Genomic DNA, 23,862 nt, shown 5'->3' on the forward strand with positions numbered 1-23,862 from the left:
GACAATAAAAAAACAGGTTAACGTAAAGTTAACCTGTTTTTATTGGCAAGCATAAAAACGGTTAATTTAGTGCCAGTTTTTCAATCCATATTTGGTACAAAGGTAAACCAACAAGTACGTTCACTGGGAAGGTTATTCCAAGTGATGCTAGCATCGCCAAACCAATATTAGCATCAGGTATTGCCGCTTTAATTGCTGCAGGTGCGGCAATATATGAAGCACTGGCGCTTAATCCTGCCAACACTAAAATACTGCCAGAGGGTAAATCAAGCATAAAGCCTAAGCCAATACCCACCCAAGCTAATACAAAGGGGGCTATGGCGGCAAATGTTAATAAACGCCATTGCTTATAAGGTAATGGGAAACAGACTTTTGCTGTGCTAATACCCATTTCTAATAGGAATAAGGCTAAAAGTGTTTTAAATCCGCCCATTAGTATAGGGGTTAATGGCGCCATACCCTCAGAGCCATATAGCCAGCCGATAACCACACCACCACACAGTAATACCACCCCGCGACTGGTGAGTGCTTCATGCAACACACTGCCGTGAGAAGCCGTTGTTATTTGAGGATTATTTTTAGCTTCTAAATGACGATGTAGCCATAGCATAATAATAATGGCGGGTAATTCTAATAAAACTAAGTAAAGCGTGGTTTCTGGACGTAAGGGCAAATCTGAATAATCGACCATAGCGAGCACCACGGCGAACGTTCCCGCACTCACTGAGCCATAGTGAGCGGCAATACTGATGGCTTCTTTTTGTTCCAGCAGGATCACTTTGCGTAAAATGGGATATAAGGTCAGCGGGATAATAAAGCCCAAAGCAATAATTGCAATTAACTCACTGATTTGTAATGTATGTGTTTCTCCATGTAATGCCATGCCGCCCTTTAAACCTAGGGTTAGCATTAACAAAATTGTGAGGGTTTCATAGGTGGCTTTAGGGACTTTAAGATCTGATTTAATTAATCCTGCAAGCAAGCCTAAAGCAAAGAAAGCAATAACAATATCAGGCATAGTGATTTGAGCTCTCGTAATGAAAAACGTGTAATAGCATAATTTTGTGGGCTGATTGTGCCTTGTTATCGTATTCGATAGCAATGCTTTTAATGGGACATTATTGCAAAAAATCTGTAACAATTTTCATCTAATACCTCAGGTTAAAATGGATCTGAATCACCTGGGTATCTAAGAGTGTAATTAGACCTATTTGATTAAAGAGACAGCCATGAAAAATGAAATTGATATTCACAGAGCATTACGTGTATTTAATAAAGTCACAACGTTAGGTGATAAACAGTCTGATTCGACCGAATCGGTTTATCATTTATGCGGTCTTAATGCGTTAACTGATTTTGATGGTTATACGATTAGCTTAAGTGATGCGCAGGTGAGGTTAGATATTTTCTTTCATAATAAATATACGTTTGATTACCCCAATCATGAGGCGCTTGAAAATTTTTTGACCCGTTTTACTGACGTTGAAAAATACAGTAAAAATTAATTTTTTAGCCAACGTCTCATTTCAATTAATCGGCTATAGGTTCTTTTAAACTCAAAAGATAATGCTCCATCTTGATATAGGCTTTCTAATGAGTGGGCTGAGTGAATGATAAGACAGACTTTTTGATCGTATAACTGATCGACCAAACTAATGAAACGTCTGGTGGGATCATCTTGAATCGAATATGCCAATTGTCTTTCTCCTGTCGAGGTGGCCATTACGCCATCTTCAGTGCCCCTCGCTTTGATCCAAGAGCGAATTTCACCCCCTAAAGCGGGCACATGACTGAGTAAAATGGCCTTAAATTTTCCCGCAAGTTCAATATAATCTAACGCACTTCTCGGGCCATCGCATAGGGCGTTAAATTCAAACCAAGCCAACTCGCCAATCGCCGCTTTGATCGGAATTAACCGCTGACAAATTGAAATGTGATCAGATTGGAAAGTCTTGCTACTGGATGAAATAAATACGCATTCATGCTTGAGTAAAGTGTAAATTTGTTCAGGTTTTTGACTCGAGGGCAAAGTAAATAGCACTGAACTGTCAGCTAAACTCGAGGCATGGTTTACTGATGCATTATCTGCCGTCAGCCTATGATCAATACGGCCATTAAGATGAACTTCTTGGGTGTATTGTTTCAGTAATTCAATCGTCGGCATAAAGCGGTCTCGTTGCAGCCCACCTTTATATAAATCATTAATGGCAATGTTTGATGTCGCAACTAACACCACACCTTCAGCAAATAAAGTGTCGAAGAGTCGGGCTAGTAAAATAGCATCGCCAATGTCAGCAACAAAAAATTCATCGAAGCAAATTAGTCGATATTGTTTGGCAATATCTTTAGCAATATAGGTCAGTGGTTCTCTTATACCAGATGTTTGATTGAGGCGTTGATGCAACATAGCCATAAATCGGTGAAAGTGCAGTCTCAGTTTTGGGGTGTTTTTCACACTGTGATAAAACAAATCCATCAAGAAGGTTTTCCCTCTGCCGACATCTCCCCAAAGATAAAGCCCTTTGCTATGACTGGCAGAGTCAAGGGTGTTTAATTGCTGGAAAAGAGCATCTAATGCTCGTAGGGCTTCAGTTTGAGCTTCATCAGCCAACACGCATATTTGGCTTAAAGCTTGGTATTGTGCGATAGGAGAAAGTGTCATAACTGTATATTTAGGGGCTATTGCGGCCAGTATACCTTATTCCGGTCATATCATCATGGGTCGCGTTTATGGCTAGATTGATGTAAATTTGCAACATAGTGATAACCTGCAAAGGATAAAATAATGAATAATAAAACTAAGGGGATAACCTATATTGGCGCCGAAATGACCCTTAATGGTGAAATGGACATTAAAGGGCCTGCGTTAATTGCTGGAAAAGTCACAGGGATCGTGCGTTCAAATGATCAAATTAAAATTGAGCCGGGAGGCGAAGTAGATGGCGAAGTTTTTTGCCAAGAACTTCGTGTAAGTGGCACATTAAAAGGTAAATTATTTTGCAATAAATTGGTTATTGTAAGCGCTGGTTTAGTCGAAGCTGATGTGTCTAGCCATGATATGGAAATTTACGATGGCGGTCAGTTTATTGGTATGCGTACCACAGGTCCGGAAGCCAATGTGTTACCTATGCCTGCCCATGTAATACTTAATGAGACAATTGAGCCTGTGAATAATCGTTCACACCCAAACCATGAGCTGACAGATATTCAACAAAGTGTGCCATCTACACCCGCTAAAAACCTTGATAGCAATGCCGACGACAATAAAGTTCAGCCTAACAACAAATCAAGTAAAGCCTTTTTGACAGTCAGTGCTCTCGTGGTGATTGCGGTTGGAGTTTGGCAATTTGACGCTTTAAGCTTGCTAAAATCACCTCAGCCTACTAGTAATGAGCCCGCATTATTTACCCAGCCATTACCATCGGTTGACAATGTCACTGAACGTAATGCCGCTAAATTGTTAAAGGATGTGCAAAATGAGCACTCTTTTATTGAGCAACGCGAAGAACTGGTTAATGCTGGTTTAGCCGATCCTGATGTGGCAATGGAAGATTTAGATGCGATGGCCGCATCCAATGAACTAATGGCCGACGGTAATGAGGCCGCCGCAACTGTGGTTAATGATGCAGGAGCCGCTCTGCCTGCGAATGAAAACCTGCAAAAACAGGCTGGTAGCATAAAAGAAGTTGCCAGCAAGCCGACCACCAAGCAGTAGCTAAGGTGAAGTGATTTACAGAGGCAGTTGATAGACATCACTAGATTTACCCACAGTTAGCTTCAGCCGTTGTATTGTTTTCATCTTGCCCCAAATTAGCGCCAAGAGAATGTATGCGTAAAACAGATAAGAGAACTGATAACCAATTGATAAGCCAACTAAACGAGGTTTGTGAATTTGCGTTAGAGGAGTTTAATGGTTTTATATGGCTGACACACCAAGTTAACTATGCTCAGTTTCCGAAGAGTTTACGAGTTGTCTGTGTGTTCGACACGCGTGACAACCTTCAGCAATTTACACTGGCGCAAAACCAGCATGTGCTGAGCGCGTTAATTGTAAAAAAGTTACTCGACATCAATGTCGTTATTAAAAATCAGCAAATTTCGTATGATTGTGAACAAAATTGTCAGCAAGATAATAATGGCAACTGGGCGCTAAGACTTGGCTAAATAGCATTAGCGACTTAGGGTTATCGAACATGGCAGGATTGATATTCAATAACCCTGTTAAATCAACTAAGCTAGCTATCTACCTCAGGTGATTAAGATTTCCTGCTTTTATCATTTACGCTAATCATTTTAGTTGTGCTAACACAAACAAAAACGGCTTACATGTCAATGTAAGCCGTTTCTTATATTGTCTTAAAGCTTAAGGATTGATACGTGTTGGGATGCCCGTACGTTGTTCAAGTAAGCGTTTTAAAACAAACGAATCCGTTTCTGGATGAGCAATAAAGCGTGTGGTTTCTTTATTGAATGTTAAGGCAACAGGCTCTTTTGATTCGAACTCATTTTGTGTTTTAGAAAGTGGCTGGTGGACTTCTAAATAACGATTTCCATCAGGCTCTTCAGTAAACTTAACTGGTTGGTTAATAAATTCAACACGAGTACCAACAGGTACGGTATTAAATAAATGTTCGATATCTTCATGGCGTAAACGCACACAGCCCTGGCTTACACGTAAGCCAATACCAAAGGTGGCGTTAGTGCCGTGAATTGCAAATAAGTTACCAATATAAAGCGCATGTAGCCCCATCGGGTTATCAGGGCCTGCCGGCCATACTGCGGGCAACGTTATTCCTTGAGCTTCATAAATCTTGCGGGTTGTTGCCGTTGGGGTCCAGGTAGGATTGGCGCGTTTACGTTGTACGCTTGTTACCCAGTTTTCAGGGGTGTCTCGACCGATTTGACCAATACCAATGGGTAAAACTTCTACTGTATTAGTGCCTTTCGGGAAGTAGTACAGACGCATTTCGGCAACGTTAATGATAATACCTTCATGTTTAGTATTAGGTAAAATTAACTGATGCGGGATCACTAAGGTGCTGCCAGGGGTGGGTAAAAAGGGATCAACGCCAGGATTTGCTTCTAATACATTGGTTAAACCTAATTTAAATTCAGCCGCAATCTCTTCCAGTGTCAGTTTACCTTCAGGCACAACGTAGTATTGGTTTTCACCTACCAACATGCTTCCTTTTGCGGGTAAGCGATATTCCAAAGCAAAGCTATTAAAGCTTAAAAGCGTTGCTGCTGTGGCCAAAATAACAAATTTTAAAAGGTTTAACATAGTGCTTTGGTGTTCCTATCTAATAGGGGGAATTTAGTTAAAAGCTAATGCTTTTTAATTGGGCGCATCGTCACTTATTCAGGTCAAAATATCAACCCATTTTTGCTTTCATTACTGACTATTTATTCAATAGTCGAGCCAATTGAATTCAGATGATAACCACACAGTTTGTGGCATCCTGTTTTAGTGCTTTGTCTCAATCATATAGCGATGGACCATTTTCTTGTGGACGGGTTTTAAAACGCCTATGTAGCCACATGTATTGAGCGCGGTTTTTATTGATGATTTGTTCAATGATTTGGTTGCCGCGTATTGCATCTTCAAGCTCACTCTCTCCTGGAAAGTTTTCCAGTGGAGGCATAATTTCAATGGTATAGCCTTTGTCATCAGCGCTTCTTTCTACGACAAAAGGCAGCACATTGGCTTTGCCCAGTTTGGCTAACGAAGTTGCGCCAGTAATGGTTGCGGCATCAGGGACGGCAAAAAAAGGAATAAATACCGCACTGGAACGGCCAAAATCTTGATCTGCGGTGTACCAAACTACATCAGGTGTTCGCAGGCTGCGGATCATTTGTCGCACATCACGTTTCGGCACAAGTCCTTTGTTGGAACGTAAACGTCCTTTAACCTGTAAGTATTCCATAACCGGATTATTGTGCGGACGATAAACCCCAATAGATGGTCGGAATTGGCCAAAAATACGCGCTCCCATTTCTAATGGTAAGCAATGTACGGCAAATAAAATCACGCCTTTACCCGCAAGCAAACTGTTTTCAATATGTTGCTCGCCTTTCATGGTCATGTGAGCCTGAACTTTTTCGTCTGACCACCACCAAGCATTTGCAGAATCAAATATGGCTTTACCTGTTTCTTCAAAATTACGTTTTAATAATGCTTGCTGTTGATCTTCAGGCATATCAGGAAAGCATAAGCTGATATTACGTTTGGCTGTATGGATGCGACTGCCTGCAAGCATCATAGCTAACCGTCCAATACCCGCTCCCAGTTTCATTTGGATTGCTAAAGGCAGCACTTGAGTTACGCGCATCATTAATACCCCTAACCATAGTAACCAATACTTAGGGTGATACAGATTAGAGGTGAATTCAGCTTTTTCGACCACAAAGGACTCGTTTATCGATTAAAATTTTTAATATTCTAACTCATTTTTATCGAAAAATTAGGTACAATCAGGGTAATTTTTTACAACAAACAGTGATTTCGCTATGAAGGTTTCTCTTCCTGCTTTTGAAAATGCCCGAGTTTTAGTGCTTGGTGATGTGATGCTAGACCGTTATTGGGTAGGCCCAACGGGGCGTATTTCTCCCGAAGCACCAGTTCCTGTTGTAAAAATTAACCAAATTGAAGACCGACCAGGTGGCGCTGCAAACGTAGCATTAAACGTCGCCACACTCGGTGGGCAAGTCAAATTAGCTGGCTTAGTGGGTAAAGATGAAACCGCAGCGGCGTTAACCTTAGGTGTTAGAACTTTAGGCGTTGAGCCTCAATGGTTAGCGGTTGAGGGTAAACCGACTATCACTAAACTAAGAGTGTTATCGCGTAATCAACAGTTAATCAGACTCGACTTCGAAGAGCCTTTTGAAGCCTGTTATAGCCAAACCTTATTCGATCAAACCGAAGCCTTATTAGATAACGTTGATGTATTGGTGCTATCGGATTATGCCAAAGGGGCTATTTCACAACCTCAAGCCTTTATTGCCAAAGCGCGAGCAAAAGGGGTGAGTGTTTTAGTGGACCCTAAAGGCAGTGATTTTGAACGCTATCGCGGTGCTTCATTGATCACTCCCAATATGAGTGAGTTTGAAGCTGTCGTCGGCGCAGTGACCTGTGAAGATGATTTAATTGCTAAAGCGAAAGGTTTATTAACGGCCCATGATTTTGATGCAATTTTAGTGACCCGTTCAGAAAAAGGCATGACATTAATTACCCAGAATGAGCCTGAATTACATATTCCTACTGTAGCTCGTGAAGTTCACGACGTAACCGGAGCCGGTGATACTGTGATTTCTGCGTTAGCGACCTCTATTGCTGCTGGTGCGTCGTTAGCGCAAGCCTGTGCGATAGCAAATACCGCAGCGGGTATTGTTGTGGGTAAATTGGGTACCTCTACAGTAAGCAGAATTGAATTGATTAATGCGCTTAAAATAAATCAGGGTGAATCCGGTTTTGGGGTTATGAGCGAGGATCAATTAGCTTATGCGATGGACCAAGCACGCCTGCGCGGAGAGAAAATCGTCATGACAAATGGCTGCTTTGATATTTTACATGCAGGTCATGTCAGTTATTTGCAGCAAGCGCGCGCACTGGGTGATCGCTTAATTGTTGCGGTCAATGATGATGCCTCAGTGAAACGCTTAAAAGGCAATGGTCGTCCTGTTAACCCTGCTGATCGCCGTATGGCAGTATTGGCCGGACTCGCATCTGTTGATTGGGTTGTGCCATTTACCGAAGATACACCACAGCGCGTGATTGCACGACTGCTTCCCGATTCACTAGTGAAAGGCGGTGATTACAAAGTGGAAGAAATCGCCGGTGGTGCAGAAGTTATAGCTAATGGCGGTCAAGTTGAAGTGCTTGGTTTTGAAGATGGCGTGTCTACAACCGCGATTATTCAAAACATTATGGCAAACAAGTAATTTGCATCGGTTGTTGCTAACAATACGCCCCTGCAATGTGCTAGCTAGATGGCAGGGGAGAATGAGCCGACTGATAACATTATGCAGCGGCTCAGTTTTTATTGGTTTGTTATCCTTTAATGCGTTTGCTCAATCGCTTGAAGAGCCAGTTAACCTTCAAGCGCCCGAGTTACTCACAGAAGCTACTAATTGGGTGACTGTACTCGACAAGCAAGCCTTAGTTTGTCAACTCGCTGACCTTGAGTCCTGTCTTAAAAACTTACCTTCTTCTTTACAACATCAAGCAGCACTTTCAGCGATCAATGTCCGCCAAGCTATGGGCTTAAAAAGCGCCATGGTGCTTGTGGTTGAACATCAATCAATTGCAGGGGTTATCATAGTTCAAGCTGAGCGTGAGCCTAAGTCACAAACTGGATCGTTAGGGCTAAACACCTATGGTATTGAGTTGGCTAATCAAACGCAGTTGAGTCTTTGGCATGAAATTGGCCACCTACATAATATCGACTTACAAGGTAAGGCGTTACCATTAAGGTTAAGTGATTATCAGCATGAATGGCTGGCGGATGTGTATTTGTTTTGGCGTTTAGCCCAGACGAAACAACTTCATTTGGCATGGCAACAATTACACCGTCGAAATCTTGCCGTGATCCACGACAGTGATAATTTGTCCCACTGGAGTGCGCCACAATTACAGTTTCTATTGCAGCAATATGATCAACAAACCTTAGCCACATCGATTAATTATGTGGATTTTATTACAGAGGTTTATCCGCTTTTACCTAATTTTTCAGACCGAGATATGGCGGAGTTTTCCAGTCTAATTCAGCGCACTTTTGGTGCTGGCGTCGTACAACCTTTGCCTAATTATATGTTTTGGCGTCAACCCAGTTTGGCTGCAATTTTACATCCTACGTTAAATTATTTAATGGGCGAAACCGCTGCCCAAAAATGGCTTAGTCAACATTTTATCCCTGCTGACAACTTGTAAGCGCTTCCATTTGTTTTTATTAATTTTGTTATATTAATTATTACCTTAGCTTTGAATTTTTTATTTTCATCATTTAGCAAAGACGGATACGAGAATAGCTATTGAATTGTAAGGATAAAATATTGTGGATGATCTTATTATCAGTGTAACAAATTGTCACATAGGATAATGTACGGTTAAAAATGTTGTAAATTTTGGTGGGAAAAGCGGAATTTTAAGGTTTCGTCTGGTAAGATCTTGCCCCAAATTATTACCGAGACCTAGCACTATGGCCAAACGTTCACGCATTGAAACCGAGCAAACAGTAAACCAAATTCTGGACGAAGCGCTTAAACAGATTCTTACGATAGGTTTTGATGCAATGTCATACACGACTTTGTCTACAGCAACTGGGATAAGTCGGACTGGAATAAGTCATCATTTTCCTAAAAAAACTGAATTTCTGGTGCGCCTAGATCATCGTATTGGTCAGCTGTTTGTCGATGCGCTTAATTTTGATTCAATAACTTCATTAGAATCCAGTTGGAAACAGGCATTACAACTAACGGAGCATAAAGCGGTATTGAAACTATTTTTCAGTCTTTGTGGTACAAACAGTGATAACGTTACCTATTTTAAAGCCATGAATAGCGCTCAAAAATTAGCGTTATTGCAATTAGGCGAAGCAGGTGAAAAATGCGTAGCGCAACTTATTGGTCACAGCGCAATTACGCTACTTGAAAACGCTTTACCATTAGAGGCGGCATAAATAGTTTGGTGTAAATATAAAGCAACTCCCTTTTATTGACTAAAAGTATTCAGAGGCGCTGGATTCAAATACACCATTATATGCCGATTTAGCGATTAGTTTAAAATAGTATAACCACGTTTAATCATGCAGTTACGTACTACAAGTTGTTTTTCTGCTTCATAATTTGCTTGATTATTTTTGCGACCACGTGAGCCGCCTAAAGTGCCCGTAGTTCCCTCTATTCCCGCGCCAATTTTTGGCACCTTGGGTTCCACTCCCTCCAGCAATAGCAACACCTACAGCACCTAGAGCGGCGCCTTTGGCTGCACTGCCAAGCATGTTTCTAGATTGGGTTTCTTTTTGAACTTGTTCAGATATTTCAGTGCATTGATGTTGATCAAAAATGAAGTCTTTTTCATCGACATCTGATTTGTCATAAATAATGTTCGCATTGGCTGTAAATGCGCAAAATGAAAGGGCAATGAGTATTATTTTTTCCATAATATTTCCTTGTGACTTCAGCAATAACTAAGGTTGAATGTCACTTAAGGTTAACATTAGCAAAAAATTGATATCGAATATCGCTTATTCCTCATGTAATAAGCGATATTGTGGATAAAGCGAGGGCCGTTATAACGTGACTTTACGAGACTCGTAGAACTGACACATTTGTTGGGCTTTATCTTCCTCATATTCTCTTAGACCACTAAGAACTAAGGTTTTCTTTCCGGTACCTATCACTGTTTCATTCTGACGAAGCTCAAAGGTTAGCGTTACATCACCACGTTTACCATTGATTAATAACTGCTGGTCGATTAAATGAAGGTTAATGTCATCAAAGTCAAAATGATCTAAATGAAATGACATGCTTTCATAGATAACTAATGGGCGGTCAGGGTTTATCATCATTTTATGTTGCTTCATCATAGGCACTAAAACGTGGATAAAATTTAACCCTGAAAATGCCACATAGCTTTTAATAAATGCCGCTGTTTGCGTGTCGCACTGGCAAATATCACCTTGACGAGATACATGCATATACTCTTTGTTTTTGACATCGCTGATTGTAAAGTTATCTTCAACCGCATCAGGCAGCGTCAATTCAATTCCATCACCTACCATGCCGGCAAATTTAAAGGTCATGTTTTGGCTTAAACCATATTCTGTTAATACCAGCGCGAATAATAAGTCACCAGGCACACAAAAGCGTTTTGCGCCGACATCATGGATTGGGTTGAAATCTTCAGCTACTCGTTTAGCAAAGTCACTTGCTTGTTGGGCAGAAATAAAAACGCTTTGATCTTGTTTTGAATAATATGGCGATAAAAACATGATGGAATGAGTCTTATAATAAGGATTAATTTTTTCAGGGCAGTGTACTGCACATTTCACAAATAACTCACCCGATGACTAGATTCTTTCAACTTTAATCTCAAAGTGAATGAATTTTATACACTATTATGGGTGATCTGTCTCACAAACCTAGCCATAAGCATAACAATTCCGCCTTGTTTGTAAATATATCGTATCTCATTGTTGATTTTAATGTCCGCTTAAGTAAAAATACGCACAATTAGAAACACAAATAAGAATTGTTCTTATTAGCATTGAAGTTAAATGTGGTATTGGGAGATATAAAGATGAGCCAGTCAAACACCTTACGTTTGAGTGTTTTAGCAAGTGCATTATTAATGACAATGGGCGCAAGTGCCGCTGAAAAAGCTGTGCAAGATACGCAAGTGGCTACCACTAACATTGAACAAATTACAATTTTTGGTAGTCGTAACCCGATTAATACTGTTCCTGGCAGTGCGCACGTTATTTCAGCTGCAGATATTGAGCAGTTTAAATATACCGATATCATGCGTACGTTGGCTTCAATTCCTGGTGTTTATATCCAAGAAGAAGATGGCTACGGATTACGTCCAAATTTAGGTATGCGTGGTACAGGTCAAAATCGTTCTGAAAAGATCACTATCATGGAAGATGGCGTATTAGCCGCGCCAGCACCTTACGCATCACCAGCTGCTTATTATTTCCCTACCTCAGGGCGTATGCAAAGTGTTGAAATTCTTAAAGGTAGCTCAACAGTTAAATATGGACCACGTACAACGGGTGGCGTAATTAACATGTTATCTCGTCAAATCCCTGAAACAGAACTTGCAGGTAAAGTCGATGTTGCTGCCGGCCAAGATGGTTTTGGTAAAGTACACGCATATGCTGGCGGTCAAGGTGAACGTATTGGCGCAGTGACTGAAATTTATCGTTATCAAGCCGATGGTTTCCGTGACATTAACGGTGTCGGTGGCGATACTGGTTTTGTTAAAAATGATGCGTTAGCAAAAGTAAGCATTAAAACTGACAAAACCGCAAAATATCAACAAATTGTTGAATTAAAACTTAAGTACGCGGATGAGGTTTCTAACGAAACTTACATGGGCTTAACTGATGACGATTATGCTGCAACGCCATTTATGCGTTATTCAGCTTCACAAAAAGATCAGATGACCACTGAGCATAAACAAGTGCAGTTAAATCATGTGATTGAATTTAATGATGACTTGTCATTAAACACAACTGCCTACTATAACGATTTTCACCGTAACTGGTACAAAGCCGATAAAGTTGACGGTGCAAGTTTAAGTAGTGGTGGTGTACAAAACGCAGCTGATTTTGACAAAGGATTAGTGACAGCACCTATTGATGTTAGCGTTAAAGCGAATAACCGTAGTTATTTATCTCAGGGTTTACAAACTCAACTAAATTACTACGTTGGTAACCATGAACTGGCATTCGGTGCGCGTTACCATGAAGATGAAATGGACCGTTACCAATGGGCGGACATTTATCAATTAGACACCAACCAAGTGATGAGCCGCACTCAAAGCGGTATTCCTGGTACAGACTCAAACCGTATTGATAGCGCGGATGCTTGGGCGTTGTTTGTACAAGATCGCATGACCATTGGCGATTTTGCAATTACTGCGGGTATTCGTTACGAAGATGTCACCACTAATCGTTTAGATTGGGGTAAAGCAAATCCTGGTCGCGATGGCCAACCAAGCAAAGATGTTGATAACAGTTTCAGTGCTGTTATGCCTTCTTTATCGGCAACGTATCAGGTAAATGACGCGCTAATTCTATTAGCGGGCGTTCAAAAAGGTTTCTCTCCTGCAGCGCCAGGTAATGCGGATGGCCAAGAGGAAGAAAGCTGGAACTATGAAGCTGGCTTACGTTATAACCAAGGTGCATTAACTTCAGAAGCGATTGCATTCTTTGGTGATTACAGCAACATGCACGGTAACTGTACAGCGGCTCAAGGTTGTGACGATAACAACATTGATAACCAATATAATGCTGGTGAAGTGGACGTAAGTGGTATCGAGTTAAGTTTAGGATATGAGTTTAATCAAAAAGGCGAATTCACTTTCCCGGTGAAAATGGCTTATACCTATACCAATGCTGAATTCGGCTCAGATTTCTCATCTGACTTTGAAAGCTGGGACAATGTTAAAAAAGGCGACTCGTTAACATATTTACCTGATAACCAGTTATTCATTTCTGCGGGTATTGCTGCGCAAAACTGGCAAGTGACATTGGCAGGTCGATACACGGATGACATGCGCACGAAAGCGGGTCAAGGTGATATTCCTGCTGATCAGTTAATTGCTTCTAAAACGGTATTTGATTTATCAGCGCGTTACTTTATAAACGATGTGTCAGAAGTGTACCTAAATGTCGATAACTTATTTGACGAAACGTACGTGACTACCCGTGTACACGGTTCAGTATTTGCCGGTAAGCCACAGTCTGCAACCTTAGGTTATAGCTACAAGTTTTAATTGTTAACCTCTGATTATTTCTAAATGAGATGATCGAAATAACGGCACTAAAAAGGGCTGACCATTATTATGGCCAGCCCTTTTTGTTCTCTAGGGGTTATCCCCATATTCCTAACGCGCCAATCGATGTTTTTGCTCAACCAAAGTGGCTGTTGATGGTGTGCAAGTGCAGCATAACCAAGCAATTGCACCTAGCGACTTAATTGCTGGCAATGATCTGAATGCCAAGGTGAGCTATGTTAGGCTATCAAAGCAGTGATACAAAGGCGACGTCATGCTTACCCTGTTGTTTAACCTGGTACATGGCTTTATCGGCTTGCTCATATGCATGGGAGAAGGCTGTCGGGGCTGAAAAGGCACACACTCCAATACTTAAGCCAATTTGGGCTTTGTGTTGTTCAATGGTGGTGGGGTGGTTAAATTGTTGCAATAGGGTGTTAGCAAAGGGGGTTAATATTTCGGCTTGATGAACTGTGGTTAAAATAACAAATTCATCACCGCCAATTCGAGCAATAGCATGCTGGCCAGCGCCCAACAAATTTTTAGCCGTCTGGCTAATGGTATTCGCCACATGGATTAATAGTAAATCACCAATGCGATGGCCCGCTTTATCATTAATGCCCTTAAAGCCATCTAAATCAATGAAAATTAGTGCACCTTTAGCCTGCGGATGTTTGAAGTTTTTCTGATAGTGACTTTTTAGCGCATTACGGTTAAGTAGGTTAGTTAGGGGATCATAATGGGCTAAACGTGCTAATTCCTGCTCGTAGCGTTTTTCTTGAGTGATATCTGTGTGGGTGCCCATAATGCGTTTGGGCTGACCGTTTTCCGTAAACTCAATAATCCGGCCGCGATCAGATACCCAACTTACACTGCCATCTTTATGCAGCATACGATGCACAGCACGGTATACATTCTCTTTACCTTCGACATGATCATAGAAGGCTTTTATTACCCAATCTTTGTCATCAGGGTGAAGATGCGACTTCCAGCTATCGATATGGGCAGGGCGTTCCTCTAAGGTATATCCTAATAGTGCGCCCCACTCTTGGTTGTACATGGTCAGAATGCCACTGGGAATATCTTGCTCCCATAAGCATAACCCCGTGCCATCTAATGTGGCATGGAGCTTTTCTTCAGTCAGCTTGAGTGTTTGCTGGAGTTGCAGTTTTTGCTTTTTTAACTCAGATACCTGTGATTGATAATCTGATAATTCGCTCTTAAGATTGGCGATTTGAGCCTGTAACTGTTGCAACTCATTGGTTGGGCTATCCATTTATTCTATAGCTTTCCTTTTTTCATTGCTGCTGTGGGTTGCGCTATCTTTACCATTATGCCGCTTGGTTTGAGCACTTAGTAAATGATGACTGGGTTAATCAGAGAGGGATAATTGCCCCTACCGATATTATCCAGCCAACTTACAAGTACCGAAAAAGCAATATTCCCACTCTTGCTTAGTCGCACTTCAGTGAATTTAAGACGCAAGCGTTAAAAAGACCGCTAAATTAAATCCATTGTATAATTTTTAACCAAGGTGTATTTAACCGGTTAAGAGGCAACTTTAGATTCATTTTTAAGATATCATCTTCGCTCATTTATAACACCGAAAAAAGCCAAAAAAATACCAGCCATTTGGCTGGTATTGGGATTATTGAAAACGGTGTTATAGCGCTTTTAGAATCGCTTCTACGCTTTCTTTAGCATCACCAAATAACATTTGGGTGTTATCTTTAAAGAACAACGGGTTTTGCACGCCAGCATAACCTGTGTTCATTGAACGTTTAAAGCCAATCACGTTTTGGGCTTTCCACACTTCTAACACAGGCATACCCGCAATTGGACTGTTTGGATCTTCCATTGCCGCTGGGTTAACTGTGTCATTAGCACCAATCACTAAAACGGTATCAGTGTCAGCGAAATCTTCATTGATTTCGTCCATCTCTAATACGATGTCATAAGGCACTTTTGCTTCAGCCAATAATACGTTCATGTGACCAGGCAAGCGTCCTGCAACAGGATGAATACCAAAGCGAACTTTAATGCCTAAATCACGTAACTTGCGGGTGATTTCAGCTACAGGATACTGGGCTTGTGCAACCGCCATACCGTAACCTGGGGTGATGATCACTGAGTCTGAGTTTCTTAGCATATCAGCTACATCTTCGGCGGTGGTTTCGCGGTATTCACCCACTTCTTCATCGCCACTAGAAGCTACGCTATCGTTACCAAATCCACCTGCGATCACAGATATAAATGAACGATTCATTGCTTTACACATAATGTAAGACAGAATTGCGCCCGATGAACCCACTAGGGCACCAACGATGATTAACAAATCGTTTGATAGCATGAAACCCGCAGCGGCAGCGGCCCAACCTGAGTATGAGTTCAGCATTGACACCACAACTGGCATATCTGCTCCGCCTATTGAGGCCACTAAATGCCAACCAAATGCGAAGGCTATTAAGGTCATAATGAGGATCGGAGTGATTGCCCCACCGGTTTGCACAAATTGCACCATTAAAATTAACGATACAATGACGGCAACAAGGTTCATCTTATGGCGATGCGGTAAGGTTAATGCTTTTGATGGGATCAATCCGCGTAATTTACCAAATGCCACCACAGAACCTGTGAAGGTGACCGCACCAATGAACACGCCTAGAAACACTTCAACAAGGTGAATGTTCAGCATAGCCCCAGTAAGGTGGTGACTGTCTTGCTGAGCCTGACTTGCCTGAGCAAAAGCGGCTTCAGCGGTAGCAAGAGTGCTATCTAAATCATTACCAATAGCAACCACAATTTCATTAATGGCTTGTGGGTGTAAATCGATAAAGCTGTTGTAGCCCACTAAAACGGCAGCCATACCCACAAAACTGTGAAGAATAGCAACCAGTTCAGGCATTTCGGTCATTTCAACTTTTAGGGCTAAACGGACACCAATTGCGCCGCCAATCACCATAGCTAAAATAATCCACACAACGCCTGTGGTACTTGGGTTTAAAATGGTTGCGCCAAGCGCAATGGTCATCCCTATGATGCCAAATAAATTGCCGTTCTTAGCCGTTTCTTGTTTTGAAAGCCCCGCAAGGCTTAAAATAAAGAATACCGCCGCGACAATATACGATGCTGTTACCAGTCCTTCTGACACGATAATTCCCCTTAATCTTTACGGAACATTTTCAGCATGCGCTGAGTGACGGTAAAACCACCAAAAATGTTAATGCTTGCAATTAACACGGCAACAAATGACAGCACTGTGACTAAAGTTGATCCCTGGCCTATTTGCAGTAATGCCCCCACCACAATAATGCCTGAAATCGCATTGGTTACTGACATCAGCGGTGTGTGTAATGAGTGTGACACGTTCCAAACCACGTAGTAACCCACCACACAGGACAATATAAATACCGTAAAGTGAGATAAAAACGCTGGTGGGGCAACGGCTGCAATGGCGGCAAAAGCAGCAATACCCGCAGCACCTAAAACATACTTAAGCTTAGAAGGGGCTTTGGGTTCAACCGTTTTGGCCACAGGTGCAGCAGCGGGCTTGGCTGGTGCAGCGGATACCGAAATGGCTGGTGGCGGGAAAGTAATTTCACCATTATGGGTTACTGTCATGTTACGCATAACCACATCGTCAAAGTTAAGTACGGCATTTCCGTCTTTCTCTTTGCACATTAACTTCATCAAGTTAACAAGGTTAGTGCCGTATAGTTGCGATGATTGCGCAGGAAGTCGACCGGGAAGATCGGTGTAACCCAGTACTTTTACGCCGTTGTCGGTGATAAATTTCTCACCCGTTACGGTATATTCACAGTTACCGCCAGTGGCCGCAGCCAAATCGACGATCACCGAGCCTGACTTCATGCTATCAACCATGTCTTTAGTAATCAGTTTAGGTGCAGGACGTCCAGGAATAAGCGCTGTGGTAATAATGATGTCGACATCTTTGGCTTGCTCGGCAAATAATGCCATTTCAGCCGCAATGAATTCTTCTGACATGACTTTCGCATAACCGTCAGATGAACCGCCTTCGGTGTTTTCAAACTCGAGTTTTAAAAACTCGCCACCCATAGATTCGATTTGCTCGGCTACTTCAAGGCGAGTATCAAATGCGCGTACTATCGCGCCTAAAGAACCCGCGGCACCAATTGCGGCAAGACCGGCGACACCAGCACCAATGACCAGCACTTTGGCGGGTGGTACTTTACCCGCAGCGGTAATTTGGCCAGTAAAAAAACGCCCAAATTCATGTGCGGCTTCAACAACTGCACGGTAGCCACCAATATTGGCCATAGATGATAGGGCATCTAATGACTGGGCACGTGAAATCCGTGGCACCATATCCATCGCCATCACGGTGATTTTTTTCTGAGATAATTTTTCAACCAATTCAGGATTTTGAGCAGGCCAAATAAAGCTGACAATTGTCGTGCCTGGCTTCATTTTCTCAATTTCTTCATCTGTAGGTGCGTTAACTTTAAAAATAAAGTCAGCTTGAAACGCATCTTCTACAATTTCGGCCCCAGCGTGTTCAAATGCAGCATTATCAAAACTTGATAATTTACCTACATCCGCCTCTATGGCCACACTAAAGCCGAGCTTTTTTAGTTGTACCACGGTTGCTGGCGTCGCTGCTGCGCGCGTTTCACCTGCGATACTTTCTCTCGGTATTCCAATCTGCATGACTGATCCCTGATGGTTAATGATTAAAATGCAATAAGGCTCCCCAGCCGAATTGCATGATAGTTTCACATGATGACTTGTTAACGGTCGTTATTAACAAATCATCGAATTAGGCTGGCATTGATGGGTCTTGATGAACATCAATACGTCTCTGTTAACGATTCCTTCTGGGAATTATTTTCATTATCTTTTTCAGAGAACAATTAACCTGATAGATAATCAATAGTTAATCCAACTGTCTAGCTTGCTGCAGACACTTCAATCGCACAAGTGCTACAAGGTTAATAAACGCTGTTTTAATTAAGGGAAATTAAAAAGTTTTAACTAACCCACACTTTTGTAGCCTAAAAAAGCATCTTTGCATATTCCTAAATGGAATAAAAAATTATCTTTTATTCTTTTTTGCTTTTAACTGACAGGAGTAAGCTTGACCACATTACACTGTTATAAGGCCGTCTTATGTTGTTAAAAGAACTATCTGCATTAGCTTCACCATTGTCACAAGGGCAAGTTGATAAGCTAAAACAACTCACTTCTGAGTTATCCGCTGTGCAACTTGCTTGGGTGAGTGGCTACTTAGCTGCAAGCGCTAACCAAGGTCAGGTAGTCGCATCTGATGGCGCTGCACAAACCAGTGCAAGCCAAACAATCACCATTCTTTATGGCAGCCAAACTGGTAACGGTCGTGGTGTAGCAACTGAATTAGCTGCTAAAGCACAGGCACAAGGTTATACCGTTAACCTAGCATCAATGGGCGAGTACAACGTGCGCCAGTTGAAGCAAGAAACCTTATTGTTAGCGGTTGTCAGTACCCATGGTGAAGGCGAAGCCCCTGATGACGCTATGGAACTGCATAAGTTTTTAGCATCAAAGCGTGCTCCCAAATTAGATCACTTGCATTATTCAGTATTGGCATTGGGCGATTCGAGTTACGAGTTTTACTGCCAAACCGGTAAAGACTTCGATGCGCGTTTTGCAGCATTAGGGGCGAAACAATTATTACCGTTAGCCGAATGTGATGTTGATTACGAGCAAGCTGCTGCGGATTGGCAAGACAGTGTGGTTGAAGCGGTTAAACCACATATTCAAACTGCAAGTGCCAGTGTCGTGTCTTTAGCACCGGTTCAAGCTTCAAGCAGCGAGTTTACCAAGCAAAATCCGTATGCTGCTGAAGTATTAGTGAGTCAAAAATTAACAGGCCGTGATTCAGATCGTGATGTTCGCCACGTTGAAATTGATTTAGGTGAGTCAGGTATTACTTATCAAGTCGGCGATGCATTAGGTATTTGGTTTAGCAACAACCAAAACCTAGTGAGCGAAATCATTTCAGGTTTAGCATTAAACGCTGCAACTGAAGTGACCGTCGGTAAAGAAGTGGTCAGTTTGCAGGCCGCATTGACTGATAAAAAAGAGTTAACCCAATTATATCCAGGCCTTGTTAAAGCTTGGGCAGAGTTTAGCGCTAATGCGGATTTACTGGCATTAAGTGAAGATAAAGAGCAAACGCGTCAGTTTATTCTTAAGCACCAACTTGCTGATTTAGTTAAAATCTACCCAGCTAAAGTCACCGCTGAGCAATTAGTTGAAGTGTTACGTCCGCTAACGCCGCGTTTATACTCAATTGCGTCTAGTCAGGCTGAAGTAGAAACTGAAGTGCATCTAACGGTCGCTTTGGTTGAAGATGAGCGTCAGGGACAAGCACGATTTGGCGGCGCATCACATTTCTTAGCTTCAGCAGAAGAAGGTCAGGAAGTGAAGGTGTATGTTGAGCCGAATAATCATTTCCGCTTACCAGCAAACCCACAAACCCCAGTTATCATGGTGGGTCCTGGTACGGGTGTTGCCCCTTTCCGCGCCTTTATGCAGCAACGTGTGGCTGATGGTGTAGACGGCAATAGCTGGTTATTCTTTGGTAATCCTCACTTTGAACAGGACTTCTTGTATCAGGTTGAGTGGCAACAGTATTTGAAAAATGGTGACTTGAGTCGTTTAGATGTCGCGTTTTCTCGTGACCAAGCAGAGAAAGTTTATGTGCAACATAGGATCACTCAGCAAGCAGCTTTAGTGTGGCAATGGTTACAAGATGGGGCTCACGTTTATATCTGTGGTGATGCTGAGCGTATGGCTAAAGATGTTCACCAAGCATTATTGAATGTTGCCATTACTGAGGGTGGATTAACACCTGAAGCCGCTGAGACTTATTTTGAAGAGTTACGCAGCAGTAAGCGTTATCAGAAAGACGTGTATTAACCGTCAAGGTTAACCCAAACAAAGTATATTAGGCTTAGCTGCCGAGTGAAAATTGCGACTTGATGAGTCATGACACAGCAATATTGCAGCTAAGTGATTATCGAATAAGAGGCGGTCACCATGAGTGAGCAAAAGTTAGCAGTAAACGAATATTTAAAAATCGACAGTGATTATCTGCGCGGTACCATTCAAGAAGGGTTAGATACCCAAGTAACGGGATCATTCAGTGATGGCGATCAGCAGTTAATTAAATTCCACGGTTTTTACCAACAGGATGACCGTGATTTACGTAATGAACGTAAAGAGCAAAAACTAGAGCCTTTATATAGTTTTATGCTTCGTGCACGTGTGCCTGGTGGTATTTGTTCACCAGCACAGTGGTTAGATGTGGATAAAATTTCATCTACCTTAACCACCTCAAACAGTATTCGTTTAACCACGCGTCAAACGTTTCAATATCACGGTATTCCAAAGCGTAATCTAAAAACTTTGATCCAAGGGTTAGACAGAGCCGCGCTTGATTCGATTGCGGCCTGTGGCGACGTTAACCGTAACGTGATGTGTAATCCAAACCCGGTTGAGTCTAAGTTACATCAACAGGCTTACGCTGTGGCCAAAGAGCTATCAGATCACTTACTGCCGCATACTCGCGCTTATGCCGAGATTTGGTTAGATGAAGAGAAACTGCTTGATACCGAAACCAATGAACCTGTTTATGGCAAAACCTATTTGCCACGTAAGTTCAAAATGGCGGTATCTGTGCCACCAGACAATGATGTGGATGTTTACACCAACGATTTAGGCTTTATCGCTATCGCTGAACAAGGCGAACTGATTGGCTTTAACTTGGTTGCTGGCGGCGGCATGGGTTCAACCCATGGCGAAGTGGAAACCTTCCCACGCCTAGCGGATGACTTTGGCTTTATCCAAACCGCTGATGTGATTAAGTTTGCCGAAGCCGTTATGACAGTACAACGTGACTGGGGCAACCGTGTTAACCGTAAGCGTTCACGCTTAAAATACACGATTGTTGACCATGGTTATGATGCGTTTAAAGCCGAAGTTGAAAAGCGTGCAGGGGTAGCATTTGCACCTAAGCGCGACGTAGTGATTGGCGATCGCGGCGATCGTTATGGCTGGGTTGAAGGTATCGACAACAAGTGGCACTTAACCTTGTTTATCGAAAGTGGCCGTATTAAAGATATGCCAGGTAAAACACTGCAAACCGGTTTACGTGAAATAGCTAAAATTCATAAAGGCGATTTCCGTATGACCTCTAATCAAAATATGATTATTGCCAGTGTTGCGGCTGAAGATAAGGCTGAAATTGAAGGCTTAGCCCGCAAGCACGGCCTATTAGGTGAAGTGCTATCGGCAACTCGCGGTCACTCTATTGCCTGTGTGGCATTGCCAACCTGTGCCCTAGCGATGGCAGAAGCTGAGCGTTATTTCCCAGCGTTTATTGATCATATTGATGCATTACAACAAAAGCACGGTATTGCTGATCAAGCCATAGTGGTGCGCATGACAGGTTGTCCTAACGGTTGTGCACGTCCATTTGCGGCAGAAATTGGTTTAGTGGGTAAAGCTCCTGGTCGTTATAATTTGTATTTAGGTGCTAGCTTCGAAGGTACGCGTTTGAACAAAATGCACAGAGAAAACATTCAAGAAGCAGAGATTCTAGCTGAATTGGATGGCTTGTTTGGCCGCTACGCTGTTGAGCGTGACGCTGGCGAGACCTTTGGTAACTTCACTGTGCGTATTGGTGTTGTAAAGGCGGTTTTAGATGCCGCTAAAGACTTTCATGGGTGATTTAATATGAATACTGTAGCCAATGCTACAGCCCAAGCCTTCATTAGCCCTGAGCAATTAGTTCAATTGCTCAGTCAGCCAAAAGAGGTACAAAAGACAGAACTGGATAATATAAACCAGTTCTTGTCGGGGTTGACAGCACAACAACGCGTGGCATGGGGGCTGGCCTTCTTGCCTGGCGAACATGCTTTATCGTCTAGCTTTGGTATTCAAGCTGCAGTGATGCTGCATATGGTCAGTCAAGTGCAAGCTGATATTCCGGTTATTTTGACCGATACAGGTTACTTGTTTGCTGAAACCTACCAATTTATCGATGAGTTAACCGAGCGGTTAAAGCTGAATTTACAGGTTTATCGTGCCGAGCAAACGCCAGCATGGCAAGAGGCGCGCTTTGGTAAATTATGGGAACAAGGTTTAGATGAGCTTGAGCAATATAATCGTTTAAACAAAGTTGAGCCAATGCAGCGGGCATTAGCTGAGTTGAATGTGGGCACCTGGTTTGCTGGTTTACGACGTACCCAAGCCAGCACCCGTGAGGCTTTGCCGATACTCGCGATTCACGGTAATCGTTTTAAGCTGTTACCGATAATCGAATGGAGTAATAAAGATGTGCATGTGTATTTAACTGAGCACAATTTGCCATACCACCCATTATGGGAGCAGGGCTATGTGTCGGTGGGCGATACTCATTCAACTAAGCCTTTAGAACTGGGTATGAGTGAAGAAGACACACGCTTTAATGGCATGAAACGAGAATGTGGTCTGCATTACGAAATTTAATCGTAAGCTGCAAAAATTAATTCATTGGTAACTATCTGAAATTCAAATAACTACCAAAAAATGGTTAATTATTGTTTAAAAAAACAGGCAAAAATCAGCTGTATCTACTACATTTATTGACTTCCGTAGACGGTTTTTGTTGACACTTTTTAGGATTGTTTTTGCAATCTAAGTACCTCCAAAAGCTTCGCTCGCCTCCTCGAGCACATTGATTGACTTGTTAGCGTATAAGCAATCAAATTTAAGCCCCAACAAGCAATGCTTGTTGGGGCTTTCTGTTATGTTCTATCTGTTATTGAGCATATATCGTTTATGGTTCACTTTTGGACAATATTGGGTAGGAAGGTGACTTCAAGTGCAAATGATCCCGCGAGACGACGCAAGCACGTCCGTGTGGGCTTAACCAAAACCAATAACATCCTTGTTAAACAGCCAGTTCGGCATCCATGCCTCTCGCTCAAAAATGTTTCACTGAGTGAAACTTCGCCCTGTTTTGGATACTCGCTGACTCCTCAGTACCTGAATTTTATCTCTTCGATTTGCCCTCATTGATAGCGGTGGAAAAGCTAAATCAGAACAGGAGTTAACTCACTTTTGGACAGTATTTGGTAGGAAGGTGACTTCAAGTGCAAATGATCCCGCGAGACGCCGCAAGCACGTCCGTGTGGGCTTAACCAAAACATCCATGTTTTGGATACTCGCAGGCTCATCAGAACCTGAATTTTTGTTTCTTCGATTAAGCTTTATTTTAGGTGGGCACAAAACGATAAACACAAACAGTTAACCAATTTTTGGACAGAATGAGTTAGGTGCTTTGCTTGATTAGTGCTTGA

Annotated in this window: 19 protein-coding genes; 10 read left to right on the plus strand and 9 right to left on the minus strand. The window is 42.3% G+C overall.

Features of this window, described 5'->3' with window-relative positions:
- Positions 1 to 61 precede the first annotated feature (61 nt).
- Positions 62 to 1,018, minus strand: a complete 957-nt coding sequence (locus IEY03_RS05185) for a sodium-dependent bicarbonate transport family permease (RefSeq protein ID WP_188840289.1) — start codon at positions 1,016 to 1,018, stop codon at positions 62 to 64.
- A gap of 211 nt (positions 1,019 to 1,229) precedes the next feature.
- Between IEY03_RS05185 and IEY03_RS05190 the strand changes: the two genes are divergently transcribed.
- Positions 1,230 to 1,505 (plus strand): DUF3081 family protein, encoded by a 276-nt coding sequence (locus IEY03_RS05190; RefSeq protein WP_188840290.1) that lies wholly within the window; start codon positions 1,230 to 1,232, stop codon positions 1,503 to 1,505.
- Here IEY03_RS05190 and zapE read toward each other — a convergent pair.
- The gene (gene zapE, locus IEY03_RS05195) at positions 1,502 to 2,662 is read right to left on the minus strand and encodes a cell division protein ZapE (RefSeq protein ID WP_188840291.1); all 1,161 of its coding nucleotides are present in this window, start codon (positions 2,660 to 2,662) and stop codon (positions 1,502 to 1,504) included. The genes IEY03_RS05190 and zapE overlap by 4 nt on opposite strands.
- A gap of 123 nt (positions 2,663 to 2,785) precedes the next feature.
- Between zapE and IEY03_RS05200 the strand changes: the two genes are divergently transcribed.
- Both IEY03_RS05200 and IEY03_RS05205 read left to right on the plus strand, forming a co-directional pair.
- Positions 2,786 to 3,715, plus strand: coding sequence for a polymer-forming cytoskeletal protein (locus IEY03_RS05200; protein ID WP_188840292.1), 930 nt, complete (start codon positions 2,786 to 2,788; stop codon positions 3,713 to 3,715).
- A 113-nt stretch (positions 3,716 to 3,828) separates the two neighbouring features.
- Positions 3,829 to 4,164 (plus strand): Fis family transcriptional regulator, encoded by a 336-nt coding sequence (locus IEY03_RS05205; protein WP_188840293.1) that lies wholly within the window; start codon positions 3,829 to 3,831, stop codon positions 4,162 to 4,164.
- 199 nt (positions 4,165 to 4,363) lie between these two features.
- Here the strand turns inward: IEY03_RS05205 and IEY03_RS05210 are convergent, their stop codons facing one another.
- Together IEY03_RS05210 and lpxL are read right to left on the minus strand one after the other, a co-directional pair.
- On the minus strand, positions 4,364 to 5,281 hold the full coding sequence (locus IEY03_RS05210; protein WP_188840294.1) for a L,D-transpeptidase family protein: 918 nt from the start codon (positions 5,279 to 5,281) through the stop codon (positions 4,364 to 4,366).
- A gap of 196 nt (positions 5,282 to 5,477) precedes the next feature.
- Complete coding sequence (lpxL, locus tag IEY03_RS05215; protein ID WP_188840295.1) at positions 5,478 to 6,404, minus strand: LpxL/LpxP family Kdo(2)-lipid IV(A) lauroyl/palmitoleoyl acyltransferase; 927 nt, start codon at positions 6,402 to 6,404, stop codon at positions 5,478 to 5,480.
- A 103-nt stretch (positions 6,405 to 6,507) separates the two neighbouring features.
- Here lpxL and hldE point away from each other — a divergent pair, with 103 nt between their 5' ends.
- From hldE to IEY03_RS05230, 3 genes are all read left to right on the plus strand, one after another.
- Positions 6,508 to 7,938, plus strand: a complete 1,431-nt coding sequence (gene hldE / locus IEY03_RS05220) for a bifunctional D-glycero-beta-D-manno-heptose-7-phosphate kinase/D-glycero-beta-D-manno-heptose 1-phosphate adenylyltransferase HldE (protein WP_188840296.1) — start codon at positions 6,508 to 6,510, stop codon at positions 7,936 to 7,938.
- 61 nt (positions 7,939 to 7,999) lie between these two features.
- Complete coding sequence (locus IEY03_RS05225; RefSeq protein ID WP_188840297.1) at positions 8,000 to 8,926, plus strand: hypothetical protein; 927 nt, start codon at positions 8,000 to 8,002, stop codon at positions 8,924 to 8,926.
- A gap of 268 nt (positions 8,927 to 9,194) precedes the next feature.
- A complete protein-coding gene (locus tag IEY03_RS05230) occupies positions 9,195 to 9,674 on the plus strand; it encodes a TetR family transcriptional regulator (RefSeq protein WP_188840298.1) in 480 nt (159 codons plus the stop codon).
- 174 nt (positions 9,675 to 9,848) lie between these two features.
- Here the strand turns inward: IEY03_RS05230 and IEY03_RS05235 are convergent, their stop codons facing one another.
- Both IEY03_RS05235 and IEY03_RS05240 read right to left on the minus strand, forming a co-directional pair.
- Positions 9,849 to 10,157, minus strand: a complete 309-nt coding sequence (locus tag IEY03_RS05235; RefSeq protein ID WP_229778196.1) for a hypothetical protein — start codon at positions 10,155 to 10,157, stop codon at positions 9,849 to 9,851.
- Between the two features lie 129 nt (positions 10,158 to 10,286).
- Entirely contained in the window at positions 10,287 to 10,988 is a 702-nt protein-coding gene (locus IEY03_RS05240) for a DUF3581 domain-containing protein (protein ID WP_188840299.1), read from the minus strand.
- 308 nt (positions 10,989 to 11,296) lie between these two features.
- Between IEY03_RS05240 and IEY03_RS05245 the strand changes: the two genes are divergently transcribed.
- A complete protein-coding gene (locus tag IEY03_RS05245; protein ID WP_188840300.1) occupies positions 11,297 to 13,498 on the plus strand; it encodes a TonB-dependent receptor family protein in 2,202 nt (733 codons plus the stop codon).
- 247 nt (positions 13,499 to 13,745) lie between these two features.
- Here IEY03_RS05245 and IEY03_RS05250 read toward each other — a convergent pair whose 3' ends face one another.
- The 3 genes from IEY03_RS05250 to IEY03_RS05260 form a co-directional block, all read right to left on the minus strand.
- Positions 13,746 to 14,774 carry a diguanylate cyclase domain-containing protein gene (locus IEY03_RS05250; protein WP_188840301.1) on the minus strand — a complete coding sequence of 343 codons (1,029 nt, stop codon included), beginning with the start codon at positions 14,772 to 14,774 and terminating at the stop codon, positions 13,746 to 13,748.
- A gap of 387 nt (positions 14,775 to 15,161) precedes the next feature.
- Entirely contained in the window at positions 15,162 to 16,649 is a 1,488-nt protein-coding gene (pntB, locus tag IEY03_RS05255; protein WP_188840302.1) for a Re/Si-specific NAD(P)(+) transhydrogenase subunit beta, read from the minus strand.
- An 11-nt stretch (positions 16,650 to 16,660) separates the two neighbouring features.
- Positions 16,661 to 18,187: a Re/Si-specific NAD(P)(+) transhydrogenase subunit alpha gene (locus tag IEY03_RS05260; RefSeq protein ID WP_188840303.1), complete on the minus strand. Its 1,527-nt coding sequence runs from the start codon at positions 18,185 to 18,187 to the stop codon at positions 16,661 to 16,663.
- 459 nt (positions 18,188 to 18,646) lie between these two features.
- Between IEY03_RS05260 and IEY03_RS05265 the strand changes: the two genes are divergently transcribed.
- The 3 genes from IEY03_RS05265 (at position 18,647) to IEY03_RS05275 (ending at position 23,029) form a co-directional block, all read left to right on the plus strand.
- Positions 18,647 to 20,437 (plus strand): assimilatory sulfite reductase (NADPH) flavoprotein subunit, encoded by a 1,791-nt coding sequence (locus IEY03_RS05265; protein ID WP_188840304.1) that lies wholly within the window; start codon positions 18,647 to 18,649, stop codon positions 20,435 to 20,437.
- 120 nt (positions 20,438 to 20,557) lie between these two features.
- Positions 20,558 to 22,249 carry an assimilatory sulfite reductase (NADPH) hemoprotein subunit gene (cysI, locus tag IEY03_RS05270; protein ID WP_188840305.1) on the plus strand — a complete coding sequence of 564 codons (1,692 nt, stop codon included), beginning with the start codon at positions 20,558 to 20,560 and terminating at the stop codon, positions 22,247 to 22,249.
- Positions 22,250 to 22,255: 6 nt separating this feature from the next.
- Positions 22,256 to 23,029, plus strand: coding sequence for a phosphoadenylyl-sulfate reductase (locus tag IEY03_RS05275; RefSeq protein ID WP_188840306.1), 774 nt, complete (start codon positions 22,256 to 22,258; stop codon positions 23,027 to 23,029).
- Positions 23,030 to 23,862 lie beyond the last annotated feature (833 nt).

The organism is Shewanella aestuarii (genome assembly GCF_014647215.1).
In the GTDB taxonomy this organism is placed as follows: Bacteria; Pseudomonadota; Gammaproteobacteria; order Enterobacterales; family Shewanellaceae; genus Shewanella; species Shewanella aestuarii.

Coding starts and splice junctions, on each gene's coding strand:
- IEY03_RS05230 (WP_188840298.1), top strand. CDS start 9,195: ATGGCCAAACGTTCACGCATTGAAACCGAGCAAACAGTAAACCAAATT.
- IEY03_RS05225 (WP_188840297.1), top strand. CDS start 8,000: ATGAGCCGACTGATAACATTATGCAGCGGCTCAGTTTTTATTGGTTTG.
- IEY03_RS05250 (WP_188840301.1), bottom strand. CDS start 14,774: ATGGATAGCCCAACCAATGAGTTGCAACAGTTACAGGCTCAAATCGCC.
- IEY03_RS05240 (WP_188840299.1), bottom strand. CDS start 10,988: ATGTTTTTATCGCCATATTATTCAAAACAAGATCAAAGCGTTTTTATT.
- IEY03_RS05235 (WP_229778196.1), bottom strand. CDS start 10,157: ATGGAAAAAATAATACTCATTGCCCTTTCATTTTGCGCATTTACAGCC.
- IEY03_RS05200 (WP_188840292.1), top strand. CDS start 2,786: ATGAATAATAAAACTAAGGGGATAACCTATATTGGCGCCGAAATGACC.
- IEY03_RS05185 (WP_188840289.1), bottom strand. CDS start 1,018: ATGCCTGATATTGTTATTGCTTTCTTTGCTTTAGGCTTGCTTGCAGGA.
- IEY03_RS05275 (WP_188840306.1), top strand. CDS start 22,256: ATGAATACTGTAGCCAATGCTACAGCCCAAGCCTTCATTAGCCCTGAG.
- IEY03_RS05205 (WP_188840293.1), top strand. CDS start 3,829: ATGCGTAAAACAGATAAGAGAACTGATAACCAATTGATAAGCCAACTA.
- IEY03_RS05260 (WP_188840303.1), bottom strand. CDS start 18,187: ATGCAGATTGGAATACCGAGAGAAAGTATCGCAGGTGAAACGCGCGCA.
- hldE (WP_188840296.1), top strand. CDS start 6,508: ATGAAGGTTTCTCTTCCTGCTTTTGAAAATGCCCGAGTTTTAGTGCTT.
- IEY03_RS05245 (WP_188840300.1), top strand. CDS start 11,297: ATGAGCCAGTCAAACACCTTACGTTTGAGTGTTTTAGCAAGTGCATTA.
- IEY03_RS05265 (WP_188840304.1), top strand. CDS start 18,647: ATGTTGTTAAAAGAACTATCTGCATTAGCTTCACCATTGTCACAAGGG.
- zapE (WP_188840291.1), bottom strand. CDS start 2,662: ATGACACTTTCTCCTATCGCACAATACCAAGCTTTAAGCCAAATATGC.
- cysI (WP_188840305.1), top strand. CDS start 20,558: ATGAGTGAGCAAAAGTTAGCAGTAAACGAATATTTAAAAATCGACAGT.
- IEY03_RS05210 (WP_188840294.1), bottom strand. CDS start 5,281: ATGTTAAACCTTTTAAAATTTGTTATTTTGGCCACAGCAGCAACGCTT.
- IEY03_RS05190 (WP_188840290.1), top strand. CDS start 1,230: ATGAAAAATGAAATTGATATTCACAGAGCATTACGTGTATTTAATAAA.